At 34.1% G+C, this 15,282-nt stretch carries 17 protein-coding genes; 16 read left to right on the top strand and 1 reads right to left on the bottom strand.

What is annotated here, in order from left to right; translation table 11 throughout:
* Window positions 1-43 precede the first annotated feature (43 nt).
* On the bottom strand, window positions 44-163 hold the full coding sequence (locus tag G7082_RS02790; RefSeq protein ID WP_166033699.1) for a DUF4044 domain-containing protein: 120 nt from the start codon (window positions 161-163) through the stop codon (window positions 44-46).
* 308 nt (window positions 164-471) lie between these two features.
* Here G7082_RS02790 and G7082_RS02785 point away from each other — a divergent pair, with 308 nt between their 5' ends.
* From G7082_RS02785 to G7082_RS02710, 16 genes are all read left to right on the top strand, one after another.
* The gene (locus G7082_RS02785; RefSeq protein ID WP_166033695.1) at window positions 472-843 is read left to right on the top strand and encodes a DUF3397 domain-containing protein; all 372 of its coding nucleotides are present in this window, start codon (window positions 472-474) and stop codon (window positions 841-843) included.
* A gap of 161 nt (window positions 844-1,004) precedes the next feature.
* The gene (gene mraZ / locus G7082_RS02780) at window positions 1,005-1,436 is read left to right on the top strand and encodes a division/cell wall cluster transcriptional repressor MraZ (RefSeq protein ID WP_166033693.1); all 432 of its coding nucleotides are present in this window, start codon (window positions 1,005-1,007) and stop codon (window positions 1,434-1,436) included.
* Window positions 1,437-1,460: 24 nt separating this feature from the next.
* Entirely contained in the window at window positions 1,461-2,426 is a 966-nt protein-coding gene (rsmH, locus tag G7082_RS02775) for a 16S rRNA (cytosine(1402)-N(4))-methyltransferase RsmH (protein WP_166033691.1), read from the top strand.
* 2 nt (window positions 2,427-2,428) lie between these two features.
* Complete coding sequence (locus tag G7082_RS02770) at window positions 2,429-2,815, top strand: hypothetical protein (RefSeq protein WP_166033689.1); 387 nt, start codon at window positions 2,429-2,431, stop codon at window positions 2,813-2,815.
* Entirely contained in the window at window positions 2,815-4,704 is a 1,890-nt protein-coding gene (locus tag G7082_RS02765) for a penicillin-binding transpeptidase domain-containing protein (RefSeq protein ID WP_166033686.1), read from the top strand. The genes G7082_RS02770 and G7082_RS02765 overlap by 1 nt, the downstream gene beginning before the upstream one ends.
* A gap of 16 nt (window positions 4,705-4,720) precedes the next feature.
* Window positions 4,721-5,689, top strand: coding sequence for a phospho-N-acetylmuramoyl-pentapeptide-transferase (gene mraY, locus G7082_RS02760; protein ID WP_166033684.1), 969 nt, complete (start codon window positions 4,721-4,723; stop codon window positions 5,687-5,689).
* A gap of 19 nt (window positions 5,690-5,708) precedes the next feature.
* Window positions 5,709-7,076 (top strand): UDP-N-acetylmuramoyl-L-alanine--D-glutamate ligase, encoded by a 1,368-nt coding sequence (murD, locus tag G7082_RS02755; protein WP_166033683.1) that lies wholly within the window; start codon window positions 5,709-5,711, stop codon window positions 7,074-7,076.
* Window positions 7,077-7,080: 4 nt separating this feature from the next.
* The gene (gene murG, locus G7082_RS02750) at window positions 7,081-8,175 is read left to right on the top strand and encodes an undecaprenyldiphospho-muramoylpentapeptide beta-N-acetylglucosaminyltransferase (RefSeq protein WP_166033681.1); all 1,095 of its coding nucleotides are present in this window, start codon (window positions 7,081-7,083) and stop codon (window positions 8,173-8,175) included.
* Between the two features lie 13 nt (window positions 8,176-8,188).
* Window positions 8,189-9,127 (top strand): cell division protein FtsQ/DivIB, encoded by a 939-nt coding sequence (locus G7082_RS02745; protein ID WP_166033679.1) that lies wholly within the window; start codon window positions 8,189-8,191, stop codon window positions 9,125-9,127.
* 139 nt (window positions 9,128-9,266) lie between these two features.
* A complete protein-coding gene (ftsA, locus tag G7082_RS02740) occupies window positions 9,267-10,601 on the top strand; it encodes a cell division protein FtsA (RefSeq protein ID WP_166033677.1) in 1,335 nt (444 codons plus the stop codon).
* Window positions 10,602-10,622: 21 nt separating this feature from the next.
* The gene (ftsZ, locus tag G7082_RS02735; protein WP_166033675.1) at window positions 10,623-11,882 is read left to right on the top strand and encodes a cell division protein FtsZ; all 1,260 of its coding nucleotides are present in this window, start codon (window positions 10,623-10,625) and stop codon (window positions 11,880-11,882) included.
* Window positions 11,883-11,896: 14 nt separating this feature from the next.
* Window positions 11,897-12,607 carry a YggS family pyridoxal phosphate-dependent enzyme gene (locus G7082_RS02730; RefSeq protein ID WP_238842685.1) on the top strand — a complete coding sequence of 237 codons (711 nt, stop codon included), beginning with the start codon at window positions 11,897-11,899 and terminating at the stop codon, window positions 12,605-12,607.
* Window positions 12,604-13,170, top strand: coding sequence for a cell division protein SepF (locus G7082_RS02725; RefSeq protein WP_166033674.1), 567 nt, complete (start codon window positions 12,604-12,606; stop codon window positions 13,168-13,170). The genes G7082_RS02730 and G7082_RS02725 overlap by 4 nt, the downstream gene beginning before the upstream one ends.
* A 12-nt stretch (window positions 13,171-13,182) precedes the next feature.
* Window positions 13,183-13,461 carry a YggT family protein gene (locus G7082_RS02720; RefSeq protein ID WP_238842684.1) on the top strand — a complete coding sequence of 93 codons (279 nt, stop codon included), beginning with the start codon at window positions 13,183-13,185 and terminating at the stop codon, window positions 13,459-13,461.
* A gap of 28 nt (window positions 13,462-13,489) precedes the next feature.
* On the top strand, window positions 13,490-14,272 hold the full coding sequence (locus G7082_RS02715; RefSeq protein WP_166033672.1) for a YlmH family RNA-binding protein: 783 nt from the start codon (window positions 13,490-13,492) through the stop codon (window positions 14,270-14,272).
* 20 nt (window positions 14,273-14,292) lie between these two features.
* A complete protein-coding gene (locus tag G7082_RS02710; protein WP_166033670.1) occupies window positions 14,293-15,054 on the top strand; it encodes a DivIVA domain-containing protein in 762 nt (253 codons plus the stop codon).
* The last annotated feature ends 228 nt before the right edge of the window (window positions 15,055-15,282 follow it).

The following is a 15,282-nucleotide window of genomic DNA, read 5'->3' as shown; positions in this document are numbered from 1 at the left end:
TTCCAGTTACTTGGAGCAAACCGATTTTTTATTCACTTTTGTTTTAAATCATACCTAAGCTTGCTAGTGCAGTTACGACTGCTCCGCCTACCATGGCAATTAACATCACCCAAATAACTACAGTAGTGATTTTTGAGAAAGTGCTTTTTGGTTTTTTACTCATAATATTTTTTTCCGCCTTTTAATCTTAGATTCAATGATAATAGTTTACACCGAATAAGATGAGGAATCAAGGTGAGGAGCAATTTAAATAATGCTTAAAAAATTAACTTGAAAAAAATTGAACTGTTCCTCGAGATGAATTATAATTGTTTAAAGGATTAAATATAGAAAAAGCCTTGTTCTGTAATGCTTGTTACAAAGACGTCTTTATAAGACTAACCCTTGTTATGGGATTGACATCTATCTAACGTATAATAGGTGTGTCTTAGTAGTGAAGCTTACAAGAGGATTGTGAAGGGAAATAATCACATGCAAAAATTCACCATAGTTACCTTTTTTTGGTATACTTTTCCATTAATATTATTATTTGGAAGTTCTTTTTTAGTAAAAAAAGCTTCTCTTGAAAAAAAATATGGTATCAAATCACCCGATATTGCAACACCGTTTTTATTAGTAGGAATTCATTACTTATCAAAAGCAACGTTTGATGAGAGTTTTTTACCTTATACATTGCTAATTGTTTTACTTGTTTCTATGTTGATAGCAGTGTTTCAAGCGTATCAGTACAAAGAAATTAAGTATAAACGTTATTTGAAAATGGTGTGGCGAATCATCTTTTTAATTACTTTACTAATTTATTTCTTACTTATTTTAGTAAGTATTATCCTGTTTTTAAAATAAAAAACTAAGACAATAACTAGTATCTATTCTAGTATTGTCTTTTTTGTTTTCACTTTTATTACAATCTATACCAAATCTTAATTTTTTTACTAAGAATGTGGTAGAAAGTGGGGGAATGTGGTAGACTAGTTCTATTGAGTGGCGAGTCGAGGTGACCTTTTATGTTTATGGGAGAATATCAACATAATATTGACTTAAAAGGACGTCTAATTGTTCCTTCAAAACTGCGAGAAAGCTTAGGCGAAAAATTTGTCGTAACAAGAGGAATGGATGGATGTTTATTTGGTTATCCGATGAGTGAGTGGGAAATTTTAGAAGAGAAAATGAAAGAAATGCCACTATCAAAAAAAGAAGCACGTACATTTGTCCGCTTTTTTTATTCCGCTGCTATTGAATGTGAAATTGATAAACAAGGAAGAATTAATCTTCCCTTAAATTTAAGAAATTATGCGAAATTAGAGAAGCCATGTGTCATAATTGGGGTTTCAAATCGAATTGAGATTTGGAGCGAAGAGCGTTGGATAGAATTCTCACAAGATGCAGAAGAGAATTTTGATGATATTGCTGAAACGATGATTGATTTTGGTTTTTAAACTAAAGGTTGGAGAAAGATATTTATGTCAGAAACTTTTGAACATGTCACTGTTTTACTGAAAGAAACAGTTGATGGACTTAATATTAAACCTGATGGCATCTATGTAGATTGTACATTGGGCGGAGCTGGTCATAGCCAGTACCTTCTCTCACAACTATCTGAAAAGGGTCATCTTTATGCGTTTGATCAAGATGAGACAGCTATAAAACATGCTAGTATTAAATTAAAAAATGAGTTAGAACAAGGTAAAGTAACGTTTATCCAGGCGAATTTTAGATATTTACAAGCAGAATTAGCTAAACATGGTGTCAATGAAATTGATGGTATCTTATATGATCTAGGTGTATCGTCTCCTCAATTAGATGAGGGAGAACGAGGCTTTAGTTATCATCAAGATGCTCCTTTAGATATGAGAATGGATCAAACAGCACCGATTAGTGCCTTTGATGTTGTGAATGAGTATCCGTATGAGCAATTAGTGAAAATCTTTTTCAGATACGGAGAAGAAAAATTTTCAAAACAAATTGCTAGATTGATTGAGAAAAAGAGAATTGAAAAGCCAATAGAAACAACGGGCGAATTAGTAGAATTGATTAAAGACGCGATACCGGCACCAGCTAGAAGAAAAGGTGGACATCCGGCTAAGCGAGTTTTTCAAGCGATTCGAATTGAAGTTAACAGTGAATTAGAAGTTATCGGAGAGTCACTAGAACAAGCTATTGAGCTATTGAATCACGAAGGTCGTATTAGTGTGATTACCTTCCATTCTTTAGAAGATAAGATTGTTAAAAATATCTACAAAGAATATAGTCAACCAAAAGATTTACCACCAGGTTTGCCTATGGTACCTGTGGAATATCAACCGACATTAAAAATGATTAATAGAAAACCGATTGTTGCTTCAAGTGAAGAGTTGGAAGCAAATAACCGCTCAAGAAGTGCGAAACTTCGAGTAGCCGAAAAAATAACTCCTGAAAGGATGGGATAGGAATGTCATTACCGGAAAAACAAGAACCAATGATTTATGATTATGCACAGACCTTACCTCCTGAAAGCGAGAAAAGGTTACAAGAAACGATTCCTTACTTAGTACCTAAAAGTAAACTCAGAAAAGTCAGCAAGTTAGAAAAGATTGTTTTTGCAACTTTTATCGTGACGTTTTTATTTCTATCGATTGCGACAATTAAAATGACAACGGCAATTAATAGAGAAGAAGAAGCAATCACCGCTGTTCAACAAAAAATGAATGAATCTAATAGTGCTATTGATAAGTTAGAGCAAGAAAAAAATGAATTGCTCAGAGCAGACCGGGTTAAAGGAATTGCTGAAAAGGCTGAAATCAAGGTAAGAGAAGATAACATAAGGAAAATAAAATAATGAAAGATTTTAGACGGAAATTCAAAAAAAAAATAGCGTCAAAAAACTTAACACCATCTGGCAATAGAAAAAAAGTAGGGATTATACTCTTTGGAACAACTATTGCCATTTTCCTTCTTTTTGCAATGCGCTTTGTTTATATTATCGGAGTAGGTAAAGTTGGATCTGAAAGTTTAGATAAGAAAAGACAGGATCTATATCAAGGAAGTAGCATCATCAAGGCAAAACGGGGAACCATTTATGATCGAAATGGACAACCAATTGCTGAAGATGCTACTTCCTATTCGTTATATGCTGAATTAGGAAAAGATTATATTGGCTTAAACAATGTGGAACTTTTTGTCCATGATAAGGATAAAGATAAGATAGCTGATATTTTGAATCAATATGCAGGTATCGATAAAGAAATAACTCATAAGCAATTGAGTAAGGAAGTTAAGAAAAATGCCGATGGTAAGTATTACGGTAGTACTGAGTTTGGCTCTAAAGGTAAAAATTTATCTTTAGAAACGAAAAAAAATATTGAAAAAGCGTTAGAAAAAGAAAAAATTACCGGAATTTACTTTACGGAACATCCAGATAGAATGTACCCTAACGGAAAATATGCTTCTTATATAGTAGGATATGCACAACCAGAAAATGCAGATGAAGAAGATTCTAAATTAACTGGTAAGAATGGTATGGGAATTGAAAAAGCCTATGATGATGTTCTTAAAGGTGAGGATGGCTTTAAGTATTATCAAAAAGACAGTAAAGGAAATGAATTACCTGGTTCTGTCATTGTAGATAAAGAAGCTGTCAATGGAAAAGATATTTATACAACCTTAGATAGTAACCTTCAACTCCGTTTAGAAGAAGTGATGGATGAAGTGTTCGAAAAGTCGAACCCAGAAGATATAACAGCAATGCTGATGGATGCAAAAACTGGTCAAATCTTAGCTGCTTCACAACGTCCAACCTTTGATCCGCAAACAAAAGAAGGGCTTTACGAAGAAAAAGATAAACCAAAACCAGTATGGCAAAATCTCTTAGTCCAAAAACCATATGAGCCAGGATCAACAATGAAGGTCTTTACAACAGCAGCAGCTATTGATTCGGGTAACTTAAATGAAAATGAAACCTTCCAATCGGGGCAAATTCAGGTTTACGATACACCAATTAGAGATTGGAAACCAGAAGGCAAAGGAACGTTGACCTACAGACAAGCCTTATCATGGTCAAGTAACGTAGGGATGGTTCTTTTAGAGCAGAAAATGGGAACTAAATGGCAAGACTACCTACAAAAATTTGGCTTTGGTAAATCAACTAAATCCGGATTACCTTTTGAAGAAGCTGGAAATATTCGCGATAAAAATCCGGTAGATACAGCCATGTCTTCATTTGGACAAGCAATTGGTGTCACGAATTTCCAAATGATGCAAGGATTCACAGCGATTTCGAATAAAGGAACGATGATGAAACCTCAGTACATTCAAAAAATCACATCAGAAGACGGTAAAGATGAAGAGGTTTATAAACCAGAAAAGGTTGGTCAACCTATCAAACCTGAAACTGCAGATAAGGTGTTAGATTTTATGAAAGATACAGTAAATGATCCTGAGTATGGAACAGGATATGAAACTTATGGAATTGATGGAGTTAATGTGTCGGCTAAAACAGGAACTGCAGAAATATTTGATAGTGGACAATTAGTGAAAGGTGAATATGATTATCTGTACTCAGTGGTTCAAATTGCTCCCACCGAAGACCCACAATATATTATGTACGTTACACTAAAAAGACCAACAATTACTGGAGAACATGGTAGTCCTCAAAAATTAATCTCAGATATTTCAAATAGTATGTTAAAACATGCGTTTAAAGTCGATACGGTTAGTTCAGATAATTAAAAATTAGGAGAGAATTATGATACTTACAGAATTATTAATCCCTTTATCCTTAGGGTTCGCATTTGTTTTAATGACAATACCTCAATTTATAGCTTTTTTTAAAGTAAAAAAAATGGGACAAGCAGTCAGAGAAGAAGGGCCACAAGCTCATTTAGCTAAAACAGGAACACCAACAATGGGTGGATTAGTTTTCTTGTTTAGTATTGTACTTGCTTCAATTATTACAGCTTTTTGGAAAGAAGAGTTAACTTCTTCTTTCTGGAGTATTTTATTTATTTTAGCTTTATACGGTTTATTAGGATTTTTAGATGATTTTATTAAAGTCTTTAAAAAACGTAATTTAGGGTTGAATTCTAAACAAAAACTATTAGGTCAAATTGTTGGTGGGATTATTCTTTATCTCATTATGAAATCAGCAGGTATTAGTACTTTACTTTATATTCCGTTCCTTGGAAATGTGGATATGGGTGTTATCTATGGTGCCTTTGTTGTCTTTTGGTTAGTAGGATTTTCAAATGCAGTGAATTTAACAGATGGAATTGACGGCTTAGTGTCAGGGTTAGGATCTATTTCGTTTGGAACCTATGCCATTATTGCATGGCAACAAGAACAATATGATATTCTTTTAATTTGTATTGCTTCAATCGGTGCTCTGTTAGGTTTTCTTGTTTATAATAAAAAGCCTGCTAAAATCTTTATGGGGGATGTGGGCTCACTGGCATTAGGCGGTATGTTAGCAGCAATCTCAATCTTATTACATCAAGAATGGACACTTTTATTAATTGGGTTAGTGTATGTAGTAGAAACGTTAAGCGTGATTTTACAAGTGGCATCATTTAAATTAACAGGTAAACGAATTTTTAAAATGTCACCGATTCATCATCACTTTGAATTAAGTGGTTGGAGTGAATGGAAAATCGACATTGTTTTTTGGATAGTAGGATTGGTTATGTCAGGTATTACATTAGCTATTTTATATTTATAATATGAGGAGATCGATTGGTATGAAAAAAGCAGCAGAATACGCAAATGAAAAGATTTTAGTTTTAGGATTAGCTAGAAGCGGTGTTGCAGCAGCCAAGTTATTACATCAATTAGGCGCGTTTGTTACAGTGAATGATGCAAAAAACATAGATGAAAATCCAGAAGCGCAAGAATTGCTTGCTTTAGGAATGACTGTGATAACAGGAAGCCATCCAATCGATTTACTTGATGAAGGATTTTCGCTAATTGTCAAAAACCCTGGGATTCCATATACGAATCCTATTCTCGAAAAAGCAATTGAAAAAAATATTCCAATTATGACAGAAGTAGAAATAGCACATGCCGTTTCAGAGGCTGAATTTATTGGTATAACAGGAACAAATGGGAAAACAACAACAACAACGATGATTTACCAACTATTAAATAGCGAACGATCTAAAGGTGAAGCTAAATTAGCAGGTAATATTGGCTTTCCAACAAGTGATGTGGTTCTTAAAGCAAAAAGTGATGATGTTTTAGTCACTGAATTATCAAGTTTCCAATTAATGGGAATTGATAAATTTAAACCATCTATTGCTTTAATTACGAACTTGTTTGAAGCGCATATTGATTATCATGGAAGTCGTGATAATTATGTTTCTGCTAAATGGGAAATTCAAAAAAATATGACGTCAGCTGATTATTTGATTTTAAATGGTAATCAAGCAGAATTAAGAAAATTAGCAGAAACAACTAAAGCTACAGTCATCTATTTTTCAACAACTTGTCTGGAAAAAGAAGGAGCTTATCTTTTAGAGGATGCTTTAGTTTATAAAGATGAAAAAATTATGTTAGCATCAGAAGTTGGTGTGCCAGGTAGTCACAACATTGAGAATGCTTTAGCAGCGATTATCGTGGCTAAATTATCAGGTGTGTCAAATGAGAGTATCAGACAAACTTTAATGAACTTTTCAGGTGTTCCTCACCGAACTGAATTTATTGGTGAGTATGATGGTGTGAGAATTTACAATGATTCAAAAGCAACGAATATTTTAGCCACTGAAAAAGCTTTAAGTGGTTTTAATAATGAACATTTAGTTTTAATTGCGGGTGGTTTAGATCGTGGGAATGGCTTTGAAGAGTTAGAGGAGTCTTTAGTAGGGTTGAAAGCACTCGTTGCCACAGGTGAAACCGCAGATAAATTAATTGAAACAGCCAAAAAAATGGGTGTGACAAATTGTGTGAAAGTATCAGACATGGGACAAGCTGTGAAAGCTGCATGGGAAATAAGTGAAAGAGAAGATGCTATTCTCTTGTCACCAGCTTGTGCCAGTTGGGATCAATATAAAAACTTTGAAATTCGCGGAGAAGCGTTTGTTAAAGAAATAAAACAAATAGTAAGTAGGTAAAAACATGAAAGTATTAGTATCCGGTGGTGGAACAGGTGGTCATATTTATCCAGCTGTGTCTCTCGTGAAATATATTAAAGCGAAACATCCTGACGCTGAGTTTTTATTTGTTGGGACAAAAAAAGGATTGGAAAGTAAGATTGTTCCAGATCAAGGTATCCCTTTTGAGACAATTGAAATTCAAGGATTTAAACGCTCTTTATCCTTAAGCAACTTTAAAACAATTCAATTATTTTTAAGTAGTATCAAAAAAGCAAAACAGATTATTAGGAAATTTGAACCAGATATTGTGATTGGAACAGGTGGTTATGTTTGTGGATCTGTTGTTTATGCAGCTCATAAACTAAACATTCCAACAATCATCCACGAGCAAAATAGTGTGGCAGGTATGACCAATAAGTTTTTATCCAGATATGTAAATAAAATAGGTATCTGTTTTTCTGATGTAGCTAAAGATTTTCCTTCTGAAAAAGTAGTGATGGTAGGTAATCCCAGAGCTCAAGAAGTGGCTAATATTAAGAAGTCGGAAGTTTTAAGTCAATATGATTTGAAAACAGATATTCCAACAGTCTTAATATTTGGAGGAAGTCGTGGCGCGTTAGCAATTAATGAGGCTGTTTTAGATAGCTTGGAAATGCTTAAAACAAAACCTTATCAAGTCTTATACGCCTCAGGTGAGATTTATTTTAGTGATGTAGAAGAAAAATGGGCAACGATAACTGGCGAAAAAAGCAACATAAAGCTTGTGCCTTACATTAAAAATATGGAAAATGTATTAGCTAATGTGGATGTCGTTGTTGGTCGTGCCGGTGCTACGTCCCTAGCAGAAATCACATCATTAGGACTGCCTTCAATTTTAATTCCAAGTCCCAATGTGACAAATGACCATCAAACAAAAAATGCTCAAAGTTTAGTCGATAAGCAAGCTGCTGTGATGATACCAAATGCGGAGTTAAATCAAGAGACTTTGGTCGCTAAAATTGATGAATTAATGCTTGATTCAGATAAGCGACTTGCAATGGCAGCTTCATCTAAAAAAGAAGGTATTCAAGATGCTACTGACCGTTTGTACCGTTTAATCACGACGTTAACTTCATAAGAGGAGGCAGAAAATGACTGACAATAATAATCATGAAGAAAATATCAAAAAACAGTTAATGCTTCCGAATCAAGAAGATAAAAAAGAGTCTTCTGAAAATGAAACAGCGTCACAATCTGAACAAAAGCAAAGTGATGAAAAAAATGTAACTTCTGAAGAAAAAAGTGCTGGTTTAAGTTTTAGTAAATTAAGATATAGCCAGTCACCAAAAGAAAAAGAATTGTTTAAACGCTTGTCCTTAATTTTAGGTATCTTAGTTATTTCAATTTTTATTACATTATACTTTATTTCACCTTTAAGCAAAGTAGGGAAAATTGTTGTTTCGGGAGTAGAAAATAGTGATTTAAATGAAGTGGTTCAATCTTCTGAAATAAAAGTAGGTAAAAGTTTATGGGAACAATATTTTAATAAGAGTGTCATGGCTCAAAATGTCAAAAAAGACAATAAGAGAATCGAAACGGCTAAAATTAGTTTAGTTAACTTGAATCAATTGAAAATTACGATTAAAGAGTACCCAACAATTGGTTATGTTAAAACGAGTGGGAAAAACTATGAAGTCTTATCTAATGGCACTATTTTGAAAGAACCTGTTAAAGACATGAAGAAAAATTTACCACTACTTCAAAATTTTAAAGAGGGTGAAAATCTCAATGAGTTCTTAGATGCCTATAATCGATTTGATGCAACGCTGAAAGAAAATATTGAGAGTATCGAGTCATTAGCAACAAAAACGAATCCATTTAGAATTAAGTTTAAGATGAAAGATGGCAATGAAGTCATCGGTTTATCAACAACTATTGCAGACAAGATGGCTTTTTATGATAAGATAACCGCTGAAATGAAAGATAAGGGTGTTATTGATATGGAAGCGGGTCTTTCAGGGGTATTTTCATACCCGCATAAAACATCAGAATCCACTGTAGAAAGTAGTTCAAGTCAAGTTGTAGAGTAACAGAGCAAATTTTAAGAAAAAAATAATAACAATTATAGTATTCTTCTTTATTTAATACCCTATTTTATGATAGAATGGTGTGAGGTATTATGCAATAATAGAGGAAGACTCTGTTAGAAAATAGGAGGGAACACCTTTCATGGCAAAAACAGGAATACATGTGAGTCTTGATATTGGAACAACTTCAGTGAAAGTCGTAGTAGCTGAGTATATAGAAAATCAAATTAATATTATTGGCGTTGGAAATGCAAAATCAAAAGGATTAGACAGAGGTATCGTTATTGATATCGATAAAGCTGTTCAATCTATTCAAAGAGCAGTTAAACAAGCAGAAGAAAAATCAGGCGTACAAATTAGAAGCGTTAGTGTGGGCATTCCAGCTAACTTACTTCAAGTTGAAAAATGTGAAGGTATGATTGCTGTTAATACAGAATCAAAAGAAATTACTTCAGCAGATGTTAAAAATGTTGCATCAGCAGCTGTTGTAAGATCAACTCCACCAGAACGCCAAGTAATCACTTTAATTCCACAAGAATTTAAAGTAGATGGCTTCGAAGGCATCAAAGATCCAAGAGGAATGATTGGCGTTCGTTTAGACATGAAAGGCTTATTATTTACAGGCCCTAAAACAATCGTTCACAACATTCGCAAATGTGTAGAAAAAGCTGGTTTAGGCGTAGAGGAAATGGTTATTACACCGTTAGCTTTAGCTGAATCAATTCTTTCTGATGGTGAAAAAGATTTTGGAACAACAATTATTGATATGGGTGGCGGACAAACAACTACATCTGTTATGTACGAAAGAGAATTAAAATTCTCTCACGTAGAACAAGAGGGTGGCGAGTTTGTTACTAAAGATATCTCTGTTGTTTTAAACACATCGTTAACTAATGCAGAAGCTTTAAAAATTAACTACGGTTATGCTTACCCAGAAAGAACATCTTCTAACGAAGAATTTCCAGTTGATGTGATTGGTAAAAATGAACCAGTTAAAATTGATGAAAGATATTTATCTGAAATCATTGAAGCGCGTGTTGAGCAAATCTTTACTAAATCTAAAGCAGTTTTAGATAGTATTGACGCACTTAATTTACCAGGAGGAGTTATCTTAACTGGTGGAGCAGCTAGTTTACCAGGTGTGGTAGAGTTAGCCGCTGATATTTTTGGAACAAACGTTAAATTGTACGTTCCAAATCATATGGGCTTACGTAACCCAGTCTTTGCTAATGGCATCGCAATTGTTGAGTATGTTGCTCAATTAGATGAAGTTTATCACGTGACTAAATTAGCTATTTATGACAACAAGAAAAAAACGGTAACTAAAAATAGAGAAGTTCCAATGGAGCAACCTAAAAAAGTAGAAACACAACCCGTACAACCAAAAGAAACAATTACAGAAGTTGAAGTAGAAGCAACTGAAAAAGAAGGAATCGGTAACAAGTTTAAAGGTTTCTTGTCTAACATATTCGATTAATATCCTAGGAGGAAACAAACAATGGAATTTTCTTTAGATAGCACAGTAAACACTGGTGCAGTTATCAAAGTTATCGGTGTCGGTGGCGCTGGTGGTAATGCCGTAAACCGCATGATTGACGAGGGTGTTAAGGGAGTAGAATTTATCGTAGCTAATACAGACGTTCAAGCTCTACAACATTCAAAAGCTGAAACAGTGATTCAATTAGGACCAAAATTTACAAAAGGACTTGGCGCAGGTTCTTTACCAGATGTGGGAGAAAAAGCAGCTGGTGAAAGTGAAGAGCAAATTGCAGCTTCATTACAAGGCGCTGACTTAGTATTTATTACTTCTGGAATGGGTGGCGGTACTGGTACCGGTGCAGCACCTGTTGTTGCAGGAATTGCTAAAGCTCAAGGAGCTTTAACAGTTGGTGTGGTGACAAGACCATTCAGTTTTGAAGGACCAAAACGTAGCAGATTTGCTGCTGAAGGTATTTCAGAATTAAAAGAAAATGTTGATACATTAGTTATTATTTCAAATAACCGCTTATTAGAAATCGTTGACAAGAAAACACCAATGTTAGAAGCTTTTAGAGAAGCTGATAACGTGTTACGTCAAGGTGTTCAAGGTATTTCAGATCTTATTACATCACCAGGTTATGTCAACTTAGACTTTGCCGATGTGAAAACAGTTATGGAAGACCAAGGAACTGCTCTTATGGGTATTGGTGTGGCAAATGGTGAAGACCGTGTCATTGAAGCAACGAGAAAAGCTATTGCTTCTCCATTATTAGAAACTTCTATTGAAGGAGCTGAGCAAGTCTTATTAAATATCACTGGTGGATTAGATATGACATTATTCGAAGCGCAAGATGCTTCTGAAATTGTGGCAAGTGCAACTGGTGGCGATGTGAATATCATCTTAGGTACATCAGTTAATGATCAACTAGGTGATGAAATCATCGTAACAGTTATCGCAACTGGAATTGATCCAGGTAAAAGAGAACGTCCAATGGCTCCAAGAGGCAATGTGACAACTCAAGGAATGGTTCAACGTCAAGTAAGACCAACTCAAGAAGCTAAACAAGTTGAAGTTGAAGCAACGAATACAAATAATGGCGCATTTGGTGATTGGGATATTCGTCGTGAAGCACCAACACGTAATGTACCTGATGAAACACAATTTGAATCAATCGAAAAGAGAGATTTTGATACATTTAGTAACACTGAATCAGATCATTCTTCAGATGAAGATGATGATGAACTTAGTACTCCACCATTCTTTAGAAGAAAAAAATAAGAGGTGAGTAGGTAGTGCTTGAGCAGACGATAAAAACGAACATTCAAACAATTAAAGAAACCATTCAAAAAAACTGCGAATTAAGTCACAGAGACGCGTCTCTTGTGAACTTAATTTGTGTCAGTAAATCTGTAGATAGTGAAACAACGAAACAAGTTGTGGACAATGGAATGATCCATTTAGCAGAAAATAGAATGGAAAAATTAATAGAAAAAAAAGAGTATTTAGCTGATCAAAAGCAAATTAAATGGCATTTTATTGGGAATTTACAGCGGCGAAAAGTAAAATCAATTATTAACGAAATTGACTATTTTCATGCTTTAGATAGTTTTAGTCTCGCTAATGAAATTAATAAGCGAGCCGACAACCAAATAAAATGTTTTGTTCAAGTTAATGTTTCAGGTGAAGAATCTAAACAGGGCTTGTCAGTGTCAGAAGTTGAAGAGTTTATTCTTTCGCTGTCTGAATTTGAAAACATATCTATTGTAGGTCTTATGACAATGGCACCGTTTAATGCGAGTGAAGTTGATTTACATTTAATTTTTTCTACGTTGAATAAGTTGAAAGTAACGATTGAAGAGAAAAACTTAAATTATGCCCCTTGTACAGAATTAAGTATGGGAATGAGCCGTGATTTTGGAATAGCTATTCAAGAAGGTGCAACGTTTGTTCGAGTAGGCTCAAATTTTTTTAATGAAGAAGGAAACGAGGTGGCAGAAAGATGAATTTATTTAAATCTAGAAATTGGTCCAATTTTTTTGGACTGGACGATTCACAGGAAGCAGATATTAATTTAGACACTCCCATGGTAGATGAAGAAAGTTTTGAAAAAGAAGAGACACAATATTCTAATGAACCATCTTACGCTTATCAAGCGTCTGAAGAAACGAATACGTCTTCTTTAGGTCAAACTTCTTCAAATAATTTAGCTAATAAGAAGGTTGTTGATATGAACGCTTATCAAAATGTGAACGAGAAAAATCAACGACGTCAAACTGAAAATAAACGTGTACACCGCAAAATTACTGTATTCGAGCCTAGAGCTTATTCAGATTGCAAATCCATTGCACAAGCATTATTTAGAAAAGAAATCGTGATTATCACTTTTTCAGCAATGGAAGAATTCCAAGCACGAAGAGTGGTTGATTTTATTACTGGTGCTATTTATGCTGTAGATGGAGATATTCAACGAATTGGTGAAGAGATATTTATTTGCTCACCAGCAAATGTGGATGTTGATTCATCAGTAGCACAAAGTTTAATTTCGACACACTTATCTAATTATTAAGGATGTACATTTATGTTAATTATGAATCTTTTAATGATATTTCTTAAAGTAGTAGAAATTTATTCCTTTGTACTTGTGGCATATGCATTACTATCTTGGTTTCCAGGAGCATATGAAACATCAATAGGACAATTTATTATAAAAATTAGCAGACCTTACTTAAGTTTATTTGACCGTTTGCCTTTGTCATTTGGTCCAATAGATTTTACAATCATTGTAGCAGTTGTTGCATTACAACTTGCAAGTAAAGGATTTGTTATGCTGATAACACGAATATTTTTCGGTTATTAATTTTTAAATGAGAAAGGATGTGAGTTTTTTGCTAGCTAATGTGTATCAGCATTTTCGCAAGGACGAGCATCCTTTTATTGATAATGTGATTAGTTGGTTTGAACAAGTAGAAAATCAATACGCACCTTATGTTACTGAGTTTTTAAACCCAAGAGAAGCGTTTATTTTAAGTAGCTTAATAGGGACAAAAAGTGATATCACTTTTTCTTTATTTGGAGGATTTGAAAATTCTGAGCGGCAATGTGCAGTGATTTATCCAAGTTATTATGAACCACAGCAAGAAGATTACGAAATTGAAGTATATGAAATAAAATACCCAACTAAATTTGGTTCATTGAGCCATGGTAAAATTCTCGGTACATTAATGAGTACTGGCGTCAAACGAGAGTTTATTGGTGATATTATTACTGATGGCTCTAGGTGGCAAGTATTTATTAAAGACTCTATGGCGAATTACATTGTGAATCAAGTGGATAAAATTGGGTCCTTTGGTGTTCGCTTTGAAAAAATAGCGTATACTGATCTTTTGATTCCAACGAATGAATGGCAAGAAGAGTCTTTAACAGTCAGTTCCTTAAGAATTGATAATATTATTTCCACAGTATATAATATATCTAGGCAAAGAGCCAAACAAGTAGTAGAATCAAACCGAGTCAAAATTAATTGGGTCGAAACAGAGCGAGTGGATTATGTCGTCGATTATCTTGATATTATATCAGTGAGAAAGTTAGGACGAATTCAAATACTTGAAGAACATGGAAAAACAAAAAAAGATAAAGTTCGCTTAAGCATTCGTGTCTTAAGAAAGTAACTTTTTTATGAGGTGAAAGAATGTCAATAAAACCAATCGATATTACGAGTAAGAGTTTTGCATCGAAATTTAAAGGATATGACAAAGATCAAGTAGATGATTTCTTAGATCAAATCGCATTAGATGTAGAAAAATTAGTATCTGAAAACAGAGAACTAGAAAAACAAGCAAAACAAGCCGAAGAAAAATTAAGTTACTTCAATGAATTAAAAGATTCATTAAATCAATCAATTATTGTGGCACAAGATACAGCTGACAAATTGAAAGAAAATGCAACAAAAGAAAGTGACTTGGCTATTCAACAAGCACAAGCACAATCTGAAGATATTTTAGCTCATGCAAATAAAATGAGTGAAGAATTAATCACAGGTTCAACAAACAAAGCGAACCAAATTTTACTTGAAGCAAGTGAACGTGCTCGTCAATTAGCTGTTGAAACAGATGATTTGAAGAAAAAAACACGTGTCTTCCACAGAAACTTATCTGTGTTGTTAGAATCACAATTACAAATTGTAAAAAGTGGTGAGTGGGATGAATTATTAAAACCATTTGGTGCTTATGTGGATAGTAGTCATACAGCATTTAGAGAAGTTCTTGACGCTGTTGAATCTGCAAACAGTAGTGATCCTACAGCTGTAGCAATTGAAGTTAAACCTGAATTTAAGGAAACAACTGAAATTGTATTACCAGAAGAGAAACCTGCTAAAAAAGAAGATAAAGTAAAAGAAGAGACTAAAAAAGGTGGCCGTCCAGAACGTGCTAGCCGTAGTCGCGTAAAATAAAAAATGAAATAGAAAAGCCTGTGTTATTCTTTTAAGTGAGTCAGGGATAGTGAAAACCTGATAAGACTCTAGTATAGGAAAGATCCTTCATTTAATGCTACTTCCGAAAGACAAGTAAGTGTAGCCGGTTAAAGACCGTTATCATGAGAGAGAATACTTGGATTAATCCAGTATTAAACATGGGTGGTAACACGAAGACTTCGTCCCTTTTTAGGGAGGAGTCTTTTT

Origin of the sequence: Vagococcus hydrophili (assembly GCF_011304195.1) — a bacterium.
GTDB classification, from domain to species: Bacteria; Bacillota; Bacilli; order Lactobacillales; family Vagococcaceae; genus Vagococcus; species Vagococcus hydrophili.
The sequence above is the reverse complement of the archived record's forward strand: the minus strand, read 5'-3'. Positions and strand labels throughout refer to the sequence as shown.

Excerpts from the sequence above, each read along its gene's own strand:
- G7082_RS02725 (WP_166033674.1), top strand. The coding sequence starts at position 12,604 with ATGAATTTATTTAAATCTAGAAATTGGTCCAATTTTTTTGGACTGGAC.
- rsmH (WP_166033691.1), top strand. The coding sequence starts at position 1,461 with ATGTCAGAAACTTTTGAACATGTCACTGTTTTACTGAAAGAAACAGTT.
- G7082_RS02765 (WP_166033686.1), top strand. The coding sequence starts at position 2,815 with ATGAAAGATTTTAGACGGAAATTCAAAAAAAAAATAGCGTCAAAAAAC.
- murD (WP_166033683.1), top strand. The coding sequence starts at position 5,709 with ATGAAAAAAGCAGCAGAATACGCAAATGAAAAGATTTTAGTTTTAGGA.
- G7082_RS02790 (WP_166033699.1), bottom strand. The coding sequence starts at position 163 with ATGAGTAAAAAACCAAAAAGCACTTTCTCAAAAATCACTACTGTAGTT.
- murG (WP_166033681.1), top strand. The coding sequence starts at position 7,081 with ATGAAAGTATTAGTATCCGGTGGTGGAACAGGTGGTCATATTTATCCA.
- ftsZ (WP_166033675.1), top strand. The coding sequence starts at position 10,623 with ATGGAATTTTCTTTAGATAGCACAGTAAACACTGGTGCAGTTATCAAA.
- G7082_RS02710 (WP_166033670.1), top strand. The coding sequence starts at position 14,293 with ATGTCAATAAAACCAATCGATATTACGAGTAAGAGTTTTGCATCGAAA.
- mraZ (WP_166033693.1), top strand. The coding sequence starts at position 1,005 with ATGTTTATGGGAGAATATCAACATAATATTGACTTAAAAGGACGTCTA.
- G7082_RS02720 (WP_238842684.1), top strand. The coding sequence starts at position 13,183 with ATGTTAATTATGAATCTTTTAATGATATTTCTTAAAGTAGTAGAAATT.
- G7082_RS02785 (WP_166033695.1), top strand. The coding sequence starts at position 472 with ATGCAAAAATTCACCATAGTTACCTTTTTTTGGTATACTTTTCCATTA.
- G7082_RS02745 (WP_166033679.1), top strand. The coding sequence starts at position 8,189 with ATGACTGACAATAATAATCATGAAGAAAATATCAAAAAACAGTTAATG.
- ftsA (WP_166033677.1), top strand. The coding sequence starts at position 9,267 with ATGGCAAAAACAGGAATACATGTGAGTCTTGATATTGGAACAACTTCA.
- G7082_RS02770 (WP_166033689.1), top strand. The coding sequence starts at position 2,429 with ATGTCATTACCGGAAAAACAAGAACCAATGATTTATGATTATGCACAG.
- mraY (WP_166033684.1), top strand. The coding sequence starts at position 4,721 with ATGATACTTACAGAATTATTAATCCCTTTATCCTTAGGGTTCGCATTT.